This is a genomic window from Pseudomonas sp. LBUM1649, from assembly GCF_059716155.1.
In genome coordinates, this window is record NZ_CP166807.1 from 5997992 (window position 1) to 6015000 (window position 17009).

At 55.7% G+C, this 17009-nt stretch carries 11 protein-coding genes, 4 tRNA genes and 2 rRNA genes (1 of these 17 cut by a window edge); all 17 read right to left on the reverse strand.

The genetic code is table 11. The features are described 5' to 3' along the window. Nucleotides 1-214: 214 nt before the first annotated feature. Complete coding sequence (gene rpoC, locus ACA058_RS27870; RefSeq protein ID WP_497636786.1) at nt 215-4414, reverse strand: DNA-directed RNA polymerase subunit beta'; 4200 nt, start codon at nt 4412-4414, stop codon at nt 215-217. 64 nt (nt 4415-4478) lie between these two features. After that, nucleotides 4479-8552, reverse strand: a complete 4074-nt coding sequence (gene rpoB / locus ACA058_RS27875; RefSeq protein WP_497636787.1) for a DNA-directed RNA polymerase subunit beta — start codon at nt 8550-8552, stop codon at nt 4479-4481. A 220-nt stretch (nt 8553-8772) separates the two neighbouring features. After that, nucleotides 8773-9138, reverse strand: coding sequence for a 50S ribosomal protein L7/L12 (gene rplL, locus ACA058_RS27880; protein ID WP_497636788.1), 366 nt, complete (start codon nt 9136-9138; stop codon nt 8773-8775). Between the two features lie 75 nt (nt 9139-9213). Next, nucleotides 9214-9714 (reverse strand): 50S ribosomal protein L10, encoded by a 501-nt coding sequence (gene rplJ / locus ACA058_RS27885; protein WP_421137846.1) that lies wholly within the window; start codon nt 9712-9714, stop codon nt 9214-9216. 198 nt (nt 9715-9912) lie between these two features. Next, a complete protein-coding gene (gene rplA / locus ACA058_RS27890) occupies nt 9913-10608 on the reverse strand; it encodes a 50S ribosomal protein L1 (protein WP_003186095.1) in 696 nt (231 codons plus the stop codon). After that, on the reverse strand, nt 10608-11039 hold the full coding sequence (rplK, locus tag ACA058_RS27895; protein WP_007933726.1) for a 50S ribosomal protein L11: 432 nt from the start codon (nt 11037-11039) through the stop codon (nt 10608-10610). The genes rplA and rplK overlap by 1 nt, the downstream gene beginning before the upstream one ends. A 117-nt stretch (nt 11040-11156) precedes the next feature. Continuing rightward, nucleotides 11157-11690 carry a transcription termination/antitermination protein NusG gene (gene nusG, locus ACA058_RS27900; RefSeq protein WP_007933727.1) on the reverse strand — a complete coding sequence of 178 codons (534 nt, stop codon included), beginning with the start codon at nt 11688-11690 and terminating at the stop codon, nt 11157-11159. Between the two features lie 9 nt (nt 11691-11699). Further along, the gene (secE, locus tag ACA058_RS27905) at nt 11700-12068 is read right to left on the reverse strand and encodes a preprotein translocase subunit SecE (protein WP_007896620.1); all 369 of its coding nucleotides are present in this window, start codon (nt 12066-12068) and stop codon (nt 11700-11702) included. Between the two features lie 45 nt (nt 12069-12113). Next, nucleotides 12114-12189, reverse strand: a tRNA-Trp gene (locus tag ACA058_RS27910). Between the two features lie 168 nt (nt 12190-12357). Then, nucleotides 12358-12433: transfer RNA gene (locus ACA058_RS27915), tRNA-Thr, on the reverse strand. A 26-nt stretch (nt 12434-12459) separates the two neighbouring features. Further along, a tRNA-Gly gene (locus ACA058_RS27920) sits at nt 12460-12533 on the reverse strand. A gap of 23 nt (nt 12534-12556) precedes the next feature. Next, nucleotides 12557-12641 (reverse strand) — tRNA-Tyr (locus tag ACA058_RS27925). 143 nt (nt 12642-12784) lie between these two features. Then, complete coding sequence (locus tag ACA058_RS27930; protein ID WP_497636789.1) at nt 12785-13225, reverse strand: hypothetical protein; 441 nt, start codon at nt 13223-13225, stop codon at nt 12785-12787. Nucleotides 13226-13232: 7 nt separating this feature from the next. Continuing rightward, nucleotides 13233-13982, reverse strand: coding sequence for a pantothenate kinase (locus ACA058_RS27935; protein ID WP_497636790.1), 750 nt, complete (start codon nt 13980-13982; stop codon nt 13233-13235). Continuing rightward, nucleotides 13972-14931, reverse strand: coding sequence for a bifunctional biotin--[acetyl-CoA-carboxylase] ligase/biotin operon repressor BirA (gene birA, locus ACA058_RS27940; protein WP_497636791.1), 960 nt, complete (start codon nt 14929-14931; stop codon nt 13972-13974). Before birA ends, ACA058_RS27935 begins: the two co-directional genes overlap by 11 nt. A 137-nt stretch (nt 14932-15068) precedes the next feature. Further along, nucleotides 15069-15184, reverse strand: a 5S ribosomal RNA gene (rrf, locus tag ACA058_RS27945). A 153-nt stretch (nt 15185-15337) separates the two neighbouring features. Next, a 23S ribosomal RNA gene (locus ACA058_RS27950) occupies nt 15338-17009 on the reverse strand; it runs 1220 nt beyond the window's last position.

Consider the following 17009-nt stretch of genomic DNA (forward strand, 5'->3'; position numbering starts at 1 on the left):
TACTAGCTCCACTGTTGTCTTGCGACGCTATTGTCTTGCAAGAAAAGCAAAATGGCAGGAACGAATTCCCGCCAAATTTAGGGGTACAAGAGTCTAAAGAGGATCTTGTCCCCAGTCAAGGCAAGGCCCCGACCTCCCCACCCATCAAACCTCGACAAATTGTCTCGATTCGATGAACGGAGCGACCAGGGCCTCAGCTCATTTACCGCAGAACTCAGTTACCGCTCGAGTTCAGCGCTTCGGTCAGTGCAGCTTCCACTTCACTGGCGCTCACGCGCAACGGCTTGTCTGCATCACGGCGACGCTTACGCTCGCTGTGATAAGCCAGACCGGTACCGGCCGGGATCAGACGACCCACGACCACGTTTTCTTTCAGGCCGCGCAGGTAGTCGCGCTTGCCGGTAACCGCCGCCTCGGTCAGTACACGGGTGGTTTCCTGGAAGGAAGCCGCCGAGATGAACGATTCGGTGGACAACGACGCCTTGGTGATACCCAGCAGAACGCGAGTGAACTTGGAGACGAATTTGTCTTCGCCGCTCAAACGCTCGTTCTCAACCAGAACGTGAGTCAATTCCATCTGGTCGCCCTTGATGAAACTGGAATCGCCGGATTCAGCGATCTCAACTTTACGCAGCATCTGACGCAGGATGGTCTCGATGTGCTTGTCGTTGATCTTCACGCCTTGCAGACGGTAAACGTCCTGGATCTCGTTGACGATGTACTTGGCCAGCGCACTCACACCCAGCAGACGCAGGATGTCGTGTGGATCGCTTGGGCCGTCGGAGATAACTTCGCCGCGGTTTACCTGTTCGCCTTCGAACACGTTCAGGTGACGCCACTTCGGAATCAGCTCTTCGTACGGATCGCTACCGTCGTTCGGGGTGATAACCAGACGGCGCTTGCCCTTGGTCTCTTTACCGAACGCGATGGTGCCGCTGACTTCAGCCAGAATCGAGGCTTCTTTCGGACGACGGGCTTCGAACAAGTCGGCAACACGCGGCAGACCACCGGTGATGTCACGGGTCTTCGAAGTCTCTTGCGGAATACGAGCGATAACATCACCGATCGCGATTTTCGCGCCGTCCGCCACACCGACCAGGGCGTTGGCTGGCAGGAAGTACTGAGCGATAACGTCAGTGCCTGGCAGCAACAGATCCTTGCCGTTGTCATCAACCATCTTCACAGCAGGACGGATATCTTTACCGGCAGCTGGACGGTCTTTGGCGTCGAGTACTTCAATGTTGGTCATACCGGTCAATTCGTCAGTCTGACGCTTGATCGTGATGCCTTCTTCCATGCCCACGTAGGTCACGGTACCTTTCATTTCGGTAACGATTGGGTGAGTGTGCGGATCCCACTTGGCCACGATTGCGCCAGCGTCGACCTTGTCACCTTCTTTAACCGAAATCACAGCACCGTACGGCAGCTTGTAACGCTCGCGCTCACGACCGAAGTCATCTGCGATCGCCAGCTCACCCGAACGGGACACAGCAACCAGGCAACCATCCACTCGCTCAACGTGTTTCAGGTTGTGCAGACGAACGGTACCGCCATTCTTCACCTGAACGCTGTCGGCTGCGGAGGTCCGGCTTGCCGCACCACCGATGTGGAACGTACGCATCGTCAGCTGGGTACCCGGCTCACCGATGGACTGGGCAGCGATAACGCCGACCGCTTCACCGATGTTCACCTGGTGACCACGAGCCAGATCGCGACCGTAGCACTTGGCGCAGATACCGAAACGGGTTTCGCAGCTGATCGGCGAACGCACGATCACTTCGTCGATGCTGTTGAGCTCGATGAACTCGACCCACTTCTCGTCGACCAGGGTGCCGGCAGGAACGATGACGTCCTCGGTACCTGGCTTGAATACGTCACGGGCGATAACACGACCCAATACGCGCTCACCCAACGGCTCTACAACGTCACCGCCTTCAATGTGCGGAGTCATCAGCAGACCGTGTTCGGTGCCGCAATCGATCTCGGTTACAACCAGGTCTTGCGCCACGTCTACCAGACGACGGGTCAGATAACCCGAGTTCGCCGTTTTCAACGCGGTATCCGCCAGACCTTTACGAGCACCGTGAGTGGAGATGAAGTACTGGAGTACGCTCAAACCTTCACGGAAGTTCGCAGTAATCGGCGTTTCGATGATGGAGCCGTCCGGCTTGGCCATCAGGCCACGCATACCGGCGAGCTGACGGATCTGCGCAGCAGAACCCCGTGCGCCCGAGTCGGCCATCATGTACATCGAGTTGAAGGATTCCTGGTCGACTTCGACGCCATGACGGTCGATGACTTTCTCTTTCGAGAGGTTGGCCATCATCGCCTTGGAAACTTCGTCGTTCGCCTTGGACCAAAGGTCGATCACTTTGTTGTACTTCTCGCCCTGGGTTACCAGGCCGGAGGCGTACTGACTTTCGATCTCTTTCACTTCGTCGGTGGCAGCACCGATGATGCGGGCTTTTTCATCCGGGATAACGAAGTCGTTAACGCCGATGGAAACGCCGGAAATGGTCGAATAGGCAAAACCGGTGTACATCAACTGGTCAGCGAAGATCACGGTCTCTTTCAGACCAACCACGCGGTAGCACTGGTTGATCAGCTTGGAGATCGCCTTTTTCTTCATCGGCAGGTTGACGACGTCGTACGACAGACCTTTTGGCACAACTTGATACAGCAACGCACGGCCAACAGTAGTGTCGACGATACGAGTGCCGCTCACGCTGCCACCGTCACGGTCGTTGACGGTTTCGTTGATCCGCACTTTGACCTTGGCGTGCAGTGCGGCTTCGCCGGCACGGAACACACGGTCAACTTCCTGCAGATCCGCGAACACACGACCTTCGCCCTTGGCGTTGATCGCTTCACGCGTCATGTAATACAGACCCAATACAACGTCCTGCGACGGAACGATGATTGGCTCACCGTTGGCTGGCGACAGAATGTTGTTGGTCGACATCATCAACGCACGCGCTTCGAGCTGGGCTTCCAGCGTCAGCGGTACGTGCACGGCCATTTGGTCGCCGTCGAAGTCGGCGTTGTACGCAGCACAGACCAGCGGGTGCAGCTGGATAGCCTTACCTTCGATCAGTACCGGTTCAAACGCCTGGATACCCAGACGGTGAAGGGTCGGTGCACGGTTGAGAAGAACCGGGTGTTCGCGAATCACTTCAGCGAGAACGTCCCAAACTTCCGGCAGCTCGCGCTCAACCATCTTCTTGGCAGCCTTGATGGTGGTCGCGAGACCACGCATTTCCAGCTTGCCGAAAATGAACGGCTTGAACAGCTCGAGAGCCATTTTCTTCGGCAGACCGCACTGGTGCAGACGCAGGGTCGGACCTACGGTAATTACCGAACGACCGGAGTAGTCAACACGCTTACCGAGCAAGTTCTGACGGAAACGACCCTGCTTACCCTTGATCATGTCAGCCAGGGATTTCAGAGGACGCTTGTTCGAACCGGTGATAGCGCGGCCACGACGACCGTTGTCGAGCAGTGCGTCGACAGCTTCCTGCAACATACGCTTTTCGTTGCGCACGATGATGTCCGGAGCGGACAGATCCAGCAGGCGCTTCAAACGGTTGTTACGGTTGATCACTCGACGATACAGATCGTTGAGGTCGGAAGTCGCGAAGCGACCGCCATCCAGCGGGACCAGTGGACGCAGATCTGGCGGCAGAACCGGCAGAACGGTCAGCACCATCCACTCTGGCAGGTTGCCGGAACCCTGGAAGGCTTCCATCAACTTCAGACGCTTGGACAGCTTCTTGATCTTGGTTTCGGAGTTGGTTTGCGGAATCTCTTCACGCAGACGGCCAATCTCGTGTTCCAGGTCGATAGCGTGCAGCAGTTCGCGGACAGCTTCAGCACCCATGCGGGCATCGAAATCGTCGCCGAACTCTTCCAGCGCTTCGAAGTACTGCTCGTCGTTCAGCAGCTGACCTTTTTCAAGGGTGGTCATGCCTGGATCGATAACAACGTAGCTCTCAAAGTAGAGAACGCGTTCGATATCACGCAGGGTCATGTCCATCAGCAAGCCGATACGCGACGGCAGCGACTTCAGAAACCAGATGTGGGCAACTGGCGAGGCCAGTTCGATGTGCGCCATGCGCTCACGACGAACTTTTGCCAGCGCGACTTCAACGCCGCACTTCTCGCAGATCACACCACGGTGCTTCAAGCGCTTGTACTTACCGCACAGGCACTCGTAATCCTTTACCGGGCCAAAGATCTTGGCGCAGAACAGGCCGTCACGCTCAGGTTTGAACGTACGGTAGTTGATGGTTTCCGGCTTTTTAACTTCACCGAACGACCACGAACGGATCATCTCAGGCGATGCCAATCCGATACGGATGGCGTCGAACTCTTCGACTTGACCCTGGTTTTTCAGCAAATTCAGTAGGTCTTTCAAGGCCTTTCCTCCTGGCGGAGCAGAGAGCGGGCAATCCAGCCCCGCTCTCGATTCGCGTCACGTGTTATTCGGTTTCCAGATCGATATCGATGCCGAGGGAACGAATTTCCTTGATCAACACGTTGAAGGACTCGGGCATGCCCGGCTCCATACGGTGATCGCCATCCACGATGTTCTTGTACATCTTGGTACGGCCGTTCACATCGTCCGACTTCACTGTGAGCATTTCTTGCAGAGTGTAAGCGGCACCGTATGCTTCCAGTGCCCAGACCTCCATCTCCCCGAAACGCTGACCACCGAACTGCGCCTTACCACCCAGCGGCTGCTGGGTAACCAGGCTGTACGAACCGGTAGAACGCGCGTGCATCTTGTCGTCTACCAAGTGGTTCAGCTTCAGCATGTACATGTAGCCAACGGTAACCGGGCGCTCGAACTTGTTGCCGGTACGGCCGTCAGTCAGCTGCATCTGCCCGCTTTCTGGCAGGTCTGCCAGTTTCAGCATGGCCTTGATTTCGCTTTCCTTGGCGCCGTCGAACACTGGAGTGGCCATCGGAACGCCGCCACGCAGGTTTTGAGCCAGATCCAGAATTTCCTGGTCTGAGAAGTCATCGAGGCTTTCCTGACGACCGCCGATCTCGTTGTAGATCTCGTGCAGGAACTTACGTAGCTCGGCAACTTTACGCTGCTCTTCAACCATGCGGTTGATCTTCTCGCCCAGACCTTTGGCCGCGAGGCCCAGGTGGGTTTCGAGGATCTGACCGACGTTCATACGCGAAGGTACGCCCAACGGGTTGAGGACGACGTCGACCGGGGTGCCATTGGCATCGTGCGGCATGTCTTCAACCGGCATGATCACGGAGACCACACCCTTGTTACCGTGACGACCGGCCATCTTGTCGCCCGGCTGGATGCGACGACGGATTGCCAGGTAAACCTTGACGATTTTCAGCACGCCTGGAGCCAGGTCATCGCCCTGCTGCAGTTTGCGCTTCTTGTCTTCGAACTTGTCGTCCAGCAGACGGCGACGATCAACGATGTAGGCCTGAGCCTTCTCGAGCTGCTCGTTCAGAGCATCTTCAGCCATGCGCAGTTTGAACCACTGGCCGTGCTCAAGACCGTCGAGAACTTCGTCGGTGATGTCCTGACCTTTCTTCAGACCGGCACCGCCTTCGGCTTTGTGGCCGACCAGAGCGGAACGCAGACGTTCGAAAGTAGCACCTTCAACGATACGGAACTCTTCGTTCAGGTCCTTGCGGATCTCGTCCAGCTGGGATTTCTCGATCGACAGGGCACGAGCATCACGCTCAACGCCATCGCGGGTGAAGACCTGCACGTCGATGACAGTACCTTTGGTACCGGTAGGTACACGCAGGGAGGTGTCTTTAACGTCGCTGGCTTTTTCACCGAAGATCGCACGCAGCAGTTTTTCTTCCGGAGTCAGTTGGGTCTCGCCTTTCGGAGTGACCTTGCCGACCAGGATGTCGCCTGCGCCAACTTCAGCACCTACGTAAACGATACCGGCTTCGTCCAGCTTGTTCAGTGCAGCCTCACCCACGTTCGGGATGTCCGCAGTGATTTCCTCTGGGCCAAGCTTGGTGTCACGGGCCACACAGGTCAGTTCCTGAATGTGGATCGTGGTGAAACGGTCTTCCTGAACAACACGCTCGGACAGGCAGATGGAGTCTTCGAAGTTGAAGCCGTTCCATGCCATGAACGCGATGCGCATGTTCTGACCCAGAGCCAGTTCACCCATATCGGTGGACGGACCGTCGGCCATGATGTCGCTACGCTGAACCCGATCACCTTTACGCACCAGCGGACGCTGGTTGATGCAGGTGTTCTGGTTGGAGCGGGTGTATTTGGTCAAGTTGTAGATGTCGACACCGGCTTCACCGGTTTCAACTTCGTCATCGGCAACACGAACCACGATACGGCTGGCGTCGACGGAGTCGATCACGCCGCCACGACGAGCCACGACGCAAACGCCGGAGTCACGGGCTACGTTACGCTCCATGCCGGTACCTACCAGCGGCTTGTCAGCGCGCAGGGTCGGTACAGCTTGACGCTGCATGTTCGAACCCATCAACGCACGGTTGGCGTCGTCGTGCTCGAGGAACGGGATCAGCGACGCTGCAACCGAAACTACCTGCTTCGGCGATACGTCCATCAAGGTGACGTCTTCCGGCGCCTTGACGGTGAACTCGTTCAGGTGACGAACAGCTACCAACTCGTCGATCAGGATTTTCTTGTCGTTCATCGTGGCCGAAGCCTGAGCGATCACGTGATCGGCTTCTTCGATGGCGGACAGGAACACAATCTCGTCGGTGACCAGAGCGTCTTTCACCACGCGGTACGGGCTCTCGAGGAAGCCGTACTGGTTGGTGCGCGCATAGGCGGCCAGCGAGTTGATCAGACCGATGTTCGGACCTTCCGGCGTTTCGATCGGGCAAACACGACCGTAGTGCGTCGGGTGTACGTCACGAACTTCAAAGCCGGCACGCTCACGAGTAAGACCGCCAGGGCCGAGTGCGGAGACACGACGCTTGTGGGTGATCTCGGACAGCGGGTTGTTCTGGTCCATGAACTGGGACAGCTGGCTGGAACCGAAGAACTCTTTCACCGCCGCAGCCACTGGCTTGGCGTTGATCAGGTCTTGCGGCATCAGGCCTTCGCTTTCAGCCATCGACAGACGCTCTTTGACCGCACGCTCAACACGTACCAGGCCAACGCGGAACTGGTTCTCGGCCATTTCGCCTACGCAGCGAACACGACGGTTACCCAGGTGGTCGATGTCATCGACGATGCCTTTGCCGTTACGGATGTCGACCAGGGTCTTCAGTACCGCGACGATGTCTTCCTTGCACAGCACGCCCGAACCTTCGATCTCGGTACGACCGATACGACGGTTGAACTTCATCCGGCCGACCGCAGACAGGTCATAGCGCTCAGGGCTGAAGAACAGGTTGTTGAACAGGGTCTCGGCAGCGTCTTTGGTTGGCGGCTCGCCTGGACGCATCATGCGATAGATCTCGACCAGCGCTTCCAATTGGTTGCTGGTGGAGTCGATCTTCAGTGTGTCGGAGACGAACGGACCGCAGTCGATATCGTTGGTGTACAGAGTTTCGATGCGAACTACCTGAGCCTTGGCGATTTTTGCCAGGATCTCGGTGTTCAGCTCGGTGTTGCACTCTGCCAGGATTTCGCCGGTTGCCGGATGCACGATGACCTTGGCGGTTGTGCGACCCAGAACGTAGTCCAGAGGCACATCCAGCTCTTTGATCCCGGCTTTTTCCAGCTGGTTGATGTGGCGAGCAGTGATACGACGACCCTGCTCGACAATAACCTTGCCTTTTTCATCCTGGATATCGAGGACAGCGATTTCACCGCGCAGGCGCTGAGGCACCAGCTCCAGGCTCAGGGTCTCGCCCTTAACGTGGAATACGTTGGTGGTGTAGAACGCGTCCAGCACTTCTTCAGTGGTATAGCCGAGCGCGCGCAGCAGTACCGATGCAGGCAGCTTGCGACGACGGTCGATACGCACGAATACGCAGTCTTTCGGGTCGAACTCGAAGTCCAGCCACGAACCGCGGTAAGGAATGATGCGCGCGGAGTACAGCAGTTTACCGGAGCTGTGCGTCTTGCCACGGTCGTGATCGAAGAACACGCCCGGAGAACGGTGCAGCTGGGAAACGATTACACGCTCGGTACCGTTGATTACGAAGGTACCGTTTTCAGTCATCAGGGGGATTTCACCCATGTAGACTTCTTGCTCTTTGATGTCCTTGATCGCTTTGTTCGACGATTCTTTGTCGAAAATGATCAGGCGCACCTTTACCCGCAAAGGTACGGCGTAAGTTACACCGCGCAACACGCATTCTTTGACATCAAATGCCGGTTCGCCCAGGCGATAACCGACGTACTCCAGCGCAGCATTGCCGGAGTAGCTGATGATCGGGAAAACGGATTTGAAGGCCGCATGCAGGCCCACGTCGCGGAACTGATCTTTAGTCGCTCCCGCCTGCAAGAATTCACGATACGAATCCAGCTGGATTGCCAGGAGATACGGCACATCCATGACGTCCGGCAACTTGCTAAAGTCCTTGCGGATACGTTTTTTCTCAGTATATGAGTAAGCCATCAGCGTTCCCCAGCTTGGTCACCTGCTTGTTTGGCCCCTCCCGACGGGAGCAGCCAGAAAATCGTGCAAACCCCATGGTTTGCGCCACCGCATCGGGTGGTTACAGCTCGTTACCGGCACCGACCCAGTCGGCTGCCAATAACGGAAAAAGGCCGGTGGCAAGAGCCACCAGCCATCAGCCTGTCGCTTAACGCTCGGGCTGGAGACGCAAAGTCGAAGCTTACTTCAGCTCGACTTTAGCGCCTGCTTCTTCCAGAGTTGCTTTGGCTTTGTCAGCTGCGTCTTTGGCAACAGCTTCCAGAACCATGGCAGGAGCGCCGTCAACTACAGCCTTGGCTTCTTTCAGGCCCAGACCGGTCAGTTCACGTACTGCCTTGATCACGTTAACTTTCTTCTCGCCAGCTTCCAGCAGCATGACGTTGAATTCAGTTTGTTCTTCAACAACGGCGGCAGCAGCAGCTGGACCAGCCGATGCAGCAGCAGCGGTAACGCCGAATTTTTCTTCGAAGGCTTTGATCAGCTCAACAACCTGGATAACCGACATTTCAGCTACGGCGTTGAGGATATCGTCTTGAGAGATAGACATGAATCTAATTCCTGAATTGGGGGACGGCCTACGCGACCATCGAAATTAACAAAAAACGCGAGAAGGAGACGAGCTTTAGGCTGCGACTGCTTCTTTTTGGTCGCGAATTGCCGCCAGAGTACGAGCCAATTTGCTGGTAGCGCCTTGAATCACGCTCATCAGCTGAGAAATTGCTTCGTCACGGGTCGGCAGAGTTGCCAGTACGTCGATTTGGTTAGCTGCGAGGAACTTGCCCTCGAACGCAGCTGCCTTGATCTCGAACTTGTCCTGACCCTTTGCGAACTCTTTGAAAATCCGGGCAGCAGCGCCTGGATGTTCCTTGGAGAAGGCAATCAGGGTAGGGCCAGTGAACACGTCGTTGAGGACACTGAATTCAGTGTCAGCAACGGCGCGCTTGAGCAGGGTGTTACGTACAACACGTACGTAAACGCCAGCTTCACGAGCCTCTTTACGGAGTCCGGTCATCGCGCCTACTGTTACGCCACGGGCATCAGCCACGACAGCGGACAGAGCGACTTTGGCAGCCTCGTTGACTTCAGCGACGATGGCCTTCTTGTCTTCGAGTTTAATTGCCACGGGTTTAACTCCTGCTTGTTACCGTTTCATTCGATCGAAACCGAATGTCGTTTTGGTGTCTGATTCGGTAAGGAACCGGGAGCACCATCTGCGTAGGCTTGTGGTTTAAGACTTGCGTCGCCTACGGTCTTGGATAGCCCCCGCCAGGCAGGGACCCCAATTTTTCAATTGGCGCAATCGCTTGCGCCAATTTGTGTCTTACGCGTCCAGCGAGCTCTGGTCGATGACCAGACCTGGGCCCATAGTGGTGCTCAGGGTAACGCGCTTGACGTAGATGCCTTTCGAGGAAGCTGGCTTGATACGCTTCAGGTCAGCGATCAGGGCTTCAACGTTTTCCTTCAGCTTGACGGCGTCGAAGCCGATCTTGCCAACGGAAGTGTGGATGATGCCGTTTTTGTCGGTGCGATAACGAACCTGACCAGCCTTGGCGTTTTTAACCGCGGTAGCTACGTCTGGCGTTACGGTGCCGACTTTAGGGTTAGGCATCAGACCACGTGGACCGAGGATCTGACCCAGTTGACCTACAACGCGCATGGCATCCGGGGATGCGATCACTACGTCGTAGTTCAGGTCGCCGCCTTTCATTTCGGCAGCCAGGTCGTCCATGCCTACACGGTCAGCGCCGGCAGCCAGAGCGGCCTCAGCAGCTGGACCCTGGGTAAACACAGCAACGCGAACGGTCTTGCCAGTGCCGTGTGGCAGCACAGTAGCGCTACGAACGACCTGGTCGGATTTACGCGGGTCAACACCCAGGTTTACAGCAACGTCGAACGACTCGCTGAACTTGACAGTCGACAGCTCAGCCAGCAGAGCAGCAGCGTCTACAAAGTTGTAGGCCTTGCCTGCTTCGATTTTGCCGGCGATAGCCTTTTGACGCTTGGTCAGCTTAGCCATTACACACCCTCCACGTTAAGGCCCATGCTACGAGCAGAACCGGCGATAGTACGCACGGCTGCTTCCATATCAGCTGCAGTCAGATCCGCGTTTTTGGTTTTCGCGATTTCTTCCAGCTGAGCACGGGTTACAGTGCCAACCTTAACGGTGTTCGGACGAGCGGAACCGCTGGTCAGACCGGCCGCCTTCTTCAGCAGAACCGAAGCAGGGGTGGATTTGGTTTCGAACGTGAAGCTACGGTCGCTGTAGACAGTGATGATCACTGGAGTCGGCAGACCTGGCTCAAGACCCTGAGTACGGGCGTTGAAAGCCTTGCAGAATTCCATGATGTTCACGCCGTGCTGCCCCAGAGCAGGACCAACAGGTGGGCTTGGGTTAGCCTGAGCGGCCTTCACTTGCAGCTTGATGTAAGCGGTAATCTTCTTGGCCATGAGGCACTCCAATTACGGGTTCAAACGCCTCGAAAGGCTCCCCGGTTACTTGCGCGTTTATCCCAGTGACGACAAAACCCCACAGCCTAGGGCTGCGGGGTTGGGATGCTTGCTCAGCTAGACCTTTTCGACCTGACTGAACTCCAACTCTACCGGGGTAGAGCGTCCGAAAATGAGTACCGCGACCTGGATCCGGCTCTTTTCGTAGTTGACCTCTTCGACCGTGCCGGTGAAATCGGCGAACGGACCGTCGTTGACACGTACCGACTCGCCCGGCTCGAACAACGTCTTCGGCTTAGGCTTGTCGCTACCATCGGCGACGCGACGCAGAATCGCTTCTGCCTCTTTATCGGTAATCGGTGCCGGCTTATCGGCAGTACCGCCGATAAAACCCATCACACGAGGAGTGTCCTTGACCAAGTGCCAAGTACCCTCGTTCATATCCATCTGGACCAGCACATAACCAGGGAAGAACTTACGCTCGCTCTTGCGCTTCTGGCCATTACGCATTTCAACCACTTCTTCAGTGGGAACCAGAATTTCGCCGAAGCCATCTTCCATGCCAGCCAGCTTTACGCGCTCGATCAGCGAGCGCATGACATGCTTCTCGTAACCGGAGTAAGCATGCACAACGTACCAACGCTTAGCCACGGGACACCCTTAGCCGACAATCAAGGAAACAAGCCAACCGAGCAGGGAATCAAGCCCCCACAACAGCAACGCCATAACCAGGACAACAGCCACAACGATCAACGTGGTCTGCGTGGTTTCTTGGCGAGTTGGCCATACGACTTTACGAATCTCGGTGCGCGCTTCCTTAACCAGTACAAAGAAAGACTTGCCCTTGACCGTCTGCAGGCCTACAAAGGCAGCTACAGCAGCAATTACAAGCAAAGCGAGCACGCGGTACAGGATCGGCGAAGCAGAGTAATACTGATTGCCAACAACGCCAACAACCACCAAAGCGACTACTACTAGCCACTTGAGCAGATCGAAGCGCGAGCCTTGAGCTTCAGCTTTAGGAGTCATCTATGAAGATCCTGTGAAAAGAAAGCCAGACACACCGAGTGAATCTGGCAGGTCAGGAGGGAATCGAACCCCCAACCTACGGTTTTGGAGACCGTCGCTCTGCCAATTGAGCTACTGACCTAAAACAAAATCAGGCCGACCATTATGCCGGCCCGAAAAAGACTTTACAACAATTTACTCAATGACCTTTGCGCTTCACCAGCACCGAGACTCAACAGCAGCCCCGAACAACGAAACACAACCAGACCATTAAAACAAAGGCAGATATTTTCATATCTGCCTTGTTATATGGAGCTCTTGAGCGGATTTGAACCGCTGACCTCACCCTTACCAAGGGTGTGCTCTACCAACTGAGCTACAAGAGCATAACACTGTGCAAAACCTGCAAACTTGGAGCGGGTAGCGGGAATCGAACCCGCATCATCAGCTTGGAAGGCTGAGGTTCTACCACTAAACTATACCCGCGAGGCTTGCAGCTCTCGCTAAAATGGTGGAGGGGGAAGGATTCGAACCTTCGAAGTCGTAGACGTCAGATTTACAGTCTGATCCCTTTGGCCGCTCGGGAACCCCTCCTAAGCGAGCCGGCATTCTACATCATGCCAGCCTTCTGTCAAGCATTTTTCTCATTAAAATCCTGAGCTTATCTGCGTTGACCTCGCTTCACCTCGCTGACCTCTTTAGGTCTTCGCTGTGGAGCGGGCGCCATTCTATGCAAACTATTCAGTGGGTGCAACCCCCCCACACGGCATTATTTTATGTTTTAACTCATTGAATTCTCTAGAAAGGTTTATTAGCTGCAAGTCATCCAGCCAACGCTTGCTTTCAGGGGCCACGCGAACCCAGTACGCCGGGGGCTCAGCCGAACTTGCAGGCAGCGGCTGATACTTCACGCCCATGCCGGTCAACCTGCGCTCAAGCGCCTGCTCGACATCCTGACGAACAAATCCACCCAGATAAAGGCATTCAGCCTCTGCCTGCGCCACCTTCCCTTTATCCTTGGACGCATCCGTCGCCTCGCTCAAGAGACGAATGTCCTGCTGGGAGCCGCGATACAGGCTCAGGGGCGTTACGTCCTTGGCACGCAGGGGCGCCTCCTGTTGATGCCAGATGTAATAAAACACATTGAGAACGAGCAGCAGCAGAAACAACCAACGCATAAAGACCTCAGGACAAAGGGCATGCCATCGCCAAGCCGACGAACACCAGATCCGGAACGACCCGGGCCTCAGGCACTATCTCGCAGACCAACGCGGCATCGCCACCGGTGAGGAATACCGTAAAATTCTCCCCCCAATAACCACGTGCCATCTCCAGCTGCGTCAGCACAAACCCCCGAAGCATCAGCAGGCAACCGCGCTCAACCGCCTCGACTGTCGTGCGACCCGGAACAAGACGCTCCAAAGCGCGCTCAGCCGCAAGATCTCCATAACGAATCTTGCGGGTATGGGTGCGCAGCTGGTTTCGCATCAACGGCATCCCAGGGCATATGAACCCACCGAGATGCTCTCCATCCCCGGAAACGAAGTCCGCGGTCACCGCAGTACCGAAATCAAGCACCACGCACGCGCCAGAAGCCAGATGAAACCCTCCGAGCAGCGCCAGCCAGCGATCAAGGCCGAGCCGCTCAAATTCTTCATAGCCGTTTCGAACACCGGCCATTCCCCTGGCTGGAGCAGCACAGACCACCGATATATCGAAGGACGCCTTCAGCCGGGCAATCAATTCGCCGGTTTCTTCGGCAGTCCTGACACTCACCAGCCGACAGAACTTCAGCGCAAGACCCTGAATCTCTTTTACACCCTCAAGCAATGCCAGGTCGGAATCGACAACACCCTCTCCCACCACCTGACGGGCGCTCGCCTCGAGCACACGCCACTTGATGAAACTATTTCCGCAGTCGAGCTCAAGAATCATGACGCAACCTCAGACTCAGCTCACCGCCACTGAAGACTTTCTCCACACCACCCACCTTCAAGCGCAGCGCACCCTGACTATCGATGCCCAGCACTTCGCCATCTATTTGGTTTGCACCCGCAATCAACGACACCGCACGCCCCTGCCACAGGTGATGTTGCTCCCACTCAGCCTGGATCGCCGAAAATCCATCGGCCTGGTGACGAGCCAGGTACTTCTGCAGCATTTCCCCCAGCTCCGCGACCAGGCGATTGCGATCAAACGCCTTGCCCGACTCCAGGCGCATGGACGTCCATTGCTGGTCGACCTCATCGGTCATCTGCATGTTTACATTAATTCCGACACCCAGCACCACGTGACAGACGTCGGCAGGATCCCCCACCAGCTCAAGCAGTATTCCGGCAATTTTCTTCTGCCCTACCAGGACATCATTGGGCCATTTCAAACCCACACCGGGAACACCAAGCTCGCGCAAGGCCTGCATGACGGCGAGCCCCACGACAAGGCTCAAGCCTTCCAGCTGGCGCATACCGCCTTCAACCCGCAAAACCAGGCTGTAATAGATATTCTCCGCGAATGGACTGACCCATTTTCGACCTCGCCGCCCGCGCCCCGCAGTTTGCCGCTCGGCAAGCACCAGAAAAGGCGCAGCCTGGTGCCGCTCGATGGCGCGCAGGGCTTCGGCATTGGTGGAGTCAATAGAGTCGAAGACCAGGACCGGCCAGTTACTAGAGGGAGCCAGTCGCCCTATTTCCACAGGATCAAGCAGCGTCAACGGTGCAGCCAATTGATAGCCGCGCCCTCGAACCTTGTGAATGGACAACCCCAACTCAGCCTCAAGATGCTGAAGCTGCTTCCACACAGCACTGCGACTGATGCCCAGGGCAGCGCCCAACGCCTGACCCGAATGGAATCGGCCATCCTTAAGAAGCTTTAACAACGTCAGCATGCAAGTCTCGCCTCACAATGAGGCCCGCATGATAGCCACGCCCCGAGCCGTTGCATAGAAACCCGAAGAGACAGATTTTCCTGCGGACAAAAACAAAACCCCTACCTGCATGCGCAGATAGGGGTTTTGGAATTTAATCTTGACGATGACCTACTCTCACATGGGGAAACCCCACACTACCATCGGCGATGCATCGTTTCACTGCTGAGTTCGGGATGGGATCAGGTGGTTCCAATGCTCTATGGTCGTCAAGAAATTCGGGTACTGAGCCGTCTTTCGACGATTCAGCAAATTGGGTATGTGATAGCTTCGGTGTTTTGTGAGATCTCGAACTTTCGGTTCGTTTCGTCTTCACACACCGCAATCTGATGCTTCTTTCGAAGTAAGCAAATTGCTTGGGTGTTATATGGTCAAGCCTCACGGGCAATTAGTATTGGTTAGCTCAACGCCTCACAGCGCTTACACACCCAACCTATCAACGTCGTAGTCTTCGACGGCCCTTCAGGGGACTCAAGGTCCCAGTGAGATCTCATCTTGAGGCTAGTTTCCCGCTTAGATGCTTTCAGCGGTTATCTATTCCGAACATAGCTACCCGGCAATGCCACTGGCGTGACAACCGGAACACCAGAGGTTCGTCCACTCCGGTCCTCTCGTACTAGGAGCAGCCCCTCTCAAATCTCAAACGTCCACGGCAGATAGGGACCGAACTGTCTCACGACGTTCTAAACCCAGCTCGCGTACCACTTTAAATGGCGAACAGCCATACCCTTGGGACCGGCTTCAGCCCCAGGATGTGATGAGCCGACATCGAGGTGCCAAACACCGCCGTCGATATGAACTCTTGGGCGGTATCAGCCTGTTATCCCCGGAGTACCTTTTATCCGTTGAGCGATGGCCCTTCCATACAGAACCACCGGATCACTAAGACCTACTTTCGTACCTGCTCGACGTGTCTGTCTCGCAGTCAAGCGCGCTTTTGCCTTTATACTCTACGACCGATTTCCGACCGGTCTGAGCGCACCTTCGTACTCCTCCGTTACTCTTTAGGAGGAGACCGCCCCAGTCAAACTACCCACCATACACTGTCCTCGATCCGGATAACGGACCTGAGTTAGAACCTCAAAGTTGCCAGGGTGGTATTTCAAGGTTGGCTCCACGCGAACTGGCGTCCACGCTTCAAAGCCTCCCACCTATCCTACACAAGCAAATTCAAAGTCCAGTGCAAAGCTATAGTAAAGGTTCACGGGGTCTTTCCGTCTAGCCGCGGATACACTGCATCTTCACAGCGATTTCAATTTCACTGAGTCTCGGGTGGAGACAGCGCCGCCATCGTTACGCCATTCGTGCAGGTCGGAACTTACCCGACAAGGAATTTCGCTACCTTAGGACCGTTATAGTTACGGCCGCCGTTTACCGGGGCTTCGATCAAGAGCTTCGCGTTAGCTAACCCCATCAATTAACCTTCCGGCACCGGGCAGGCGTCACACCCTATACGTCCACTTTCGTGTTTGCAGAGTGCTGTGTTTTTAATAAACAGTCGCAGCGGCCTGGTATCTTCGACCGGCGTGGGCTTACGCAGTAAATGCTTCACCCTCACCGGCGCACCTTCTCCCGAAGTTACGGTGCCATTTTGCCTAGTTCCTTCACCCGAGTTCTCTCAAGCGCCTTGGTATTCTCTACCCAACCACCTGTGTCGGTTTGGGGTACGGTTCCTGGTTACCTGAAGCTTAGAAGCTTTTCTTGGAAGCATGGCATCAACCACTTCGTGTTCCAAAGGAACACTCGTCATCAGCTCTCGGCCTTGAAATCCCGGATTTACCTAAGATTCCAGCCTACCACCTTAAACTTGGACAACCAACGCCAAGCTGGCCTAGCCTTCTCCGTCCCTCCATCGCAATAACCAGAAGTACAGGAATATTAACCTGTTTTCCATCGACTACGCTTTTCAGCCTCGCCTTAGGGACCGACTAACCCTGCGTCGATTAACGTTGCGCAGGAAACCTTGGTCTTTCGGCGTGGGTGTTTTTCACACCCATTGTCGTTACTCATGTCAGCATTCGCACTTCTGATACCTCCAG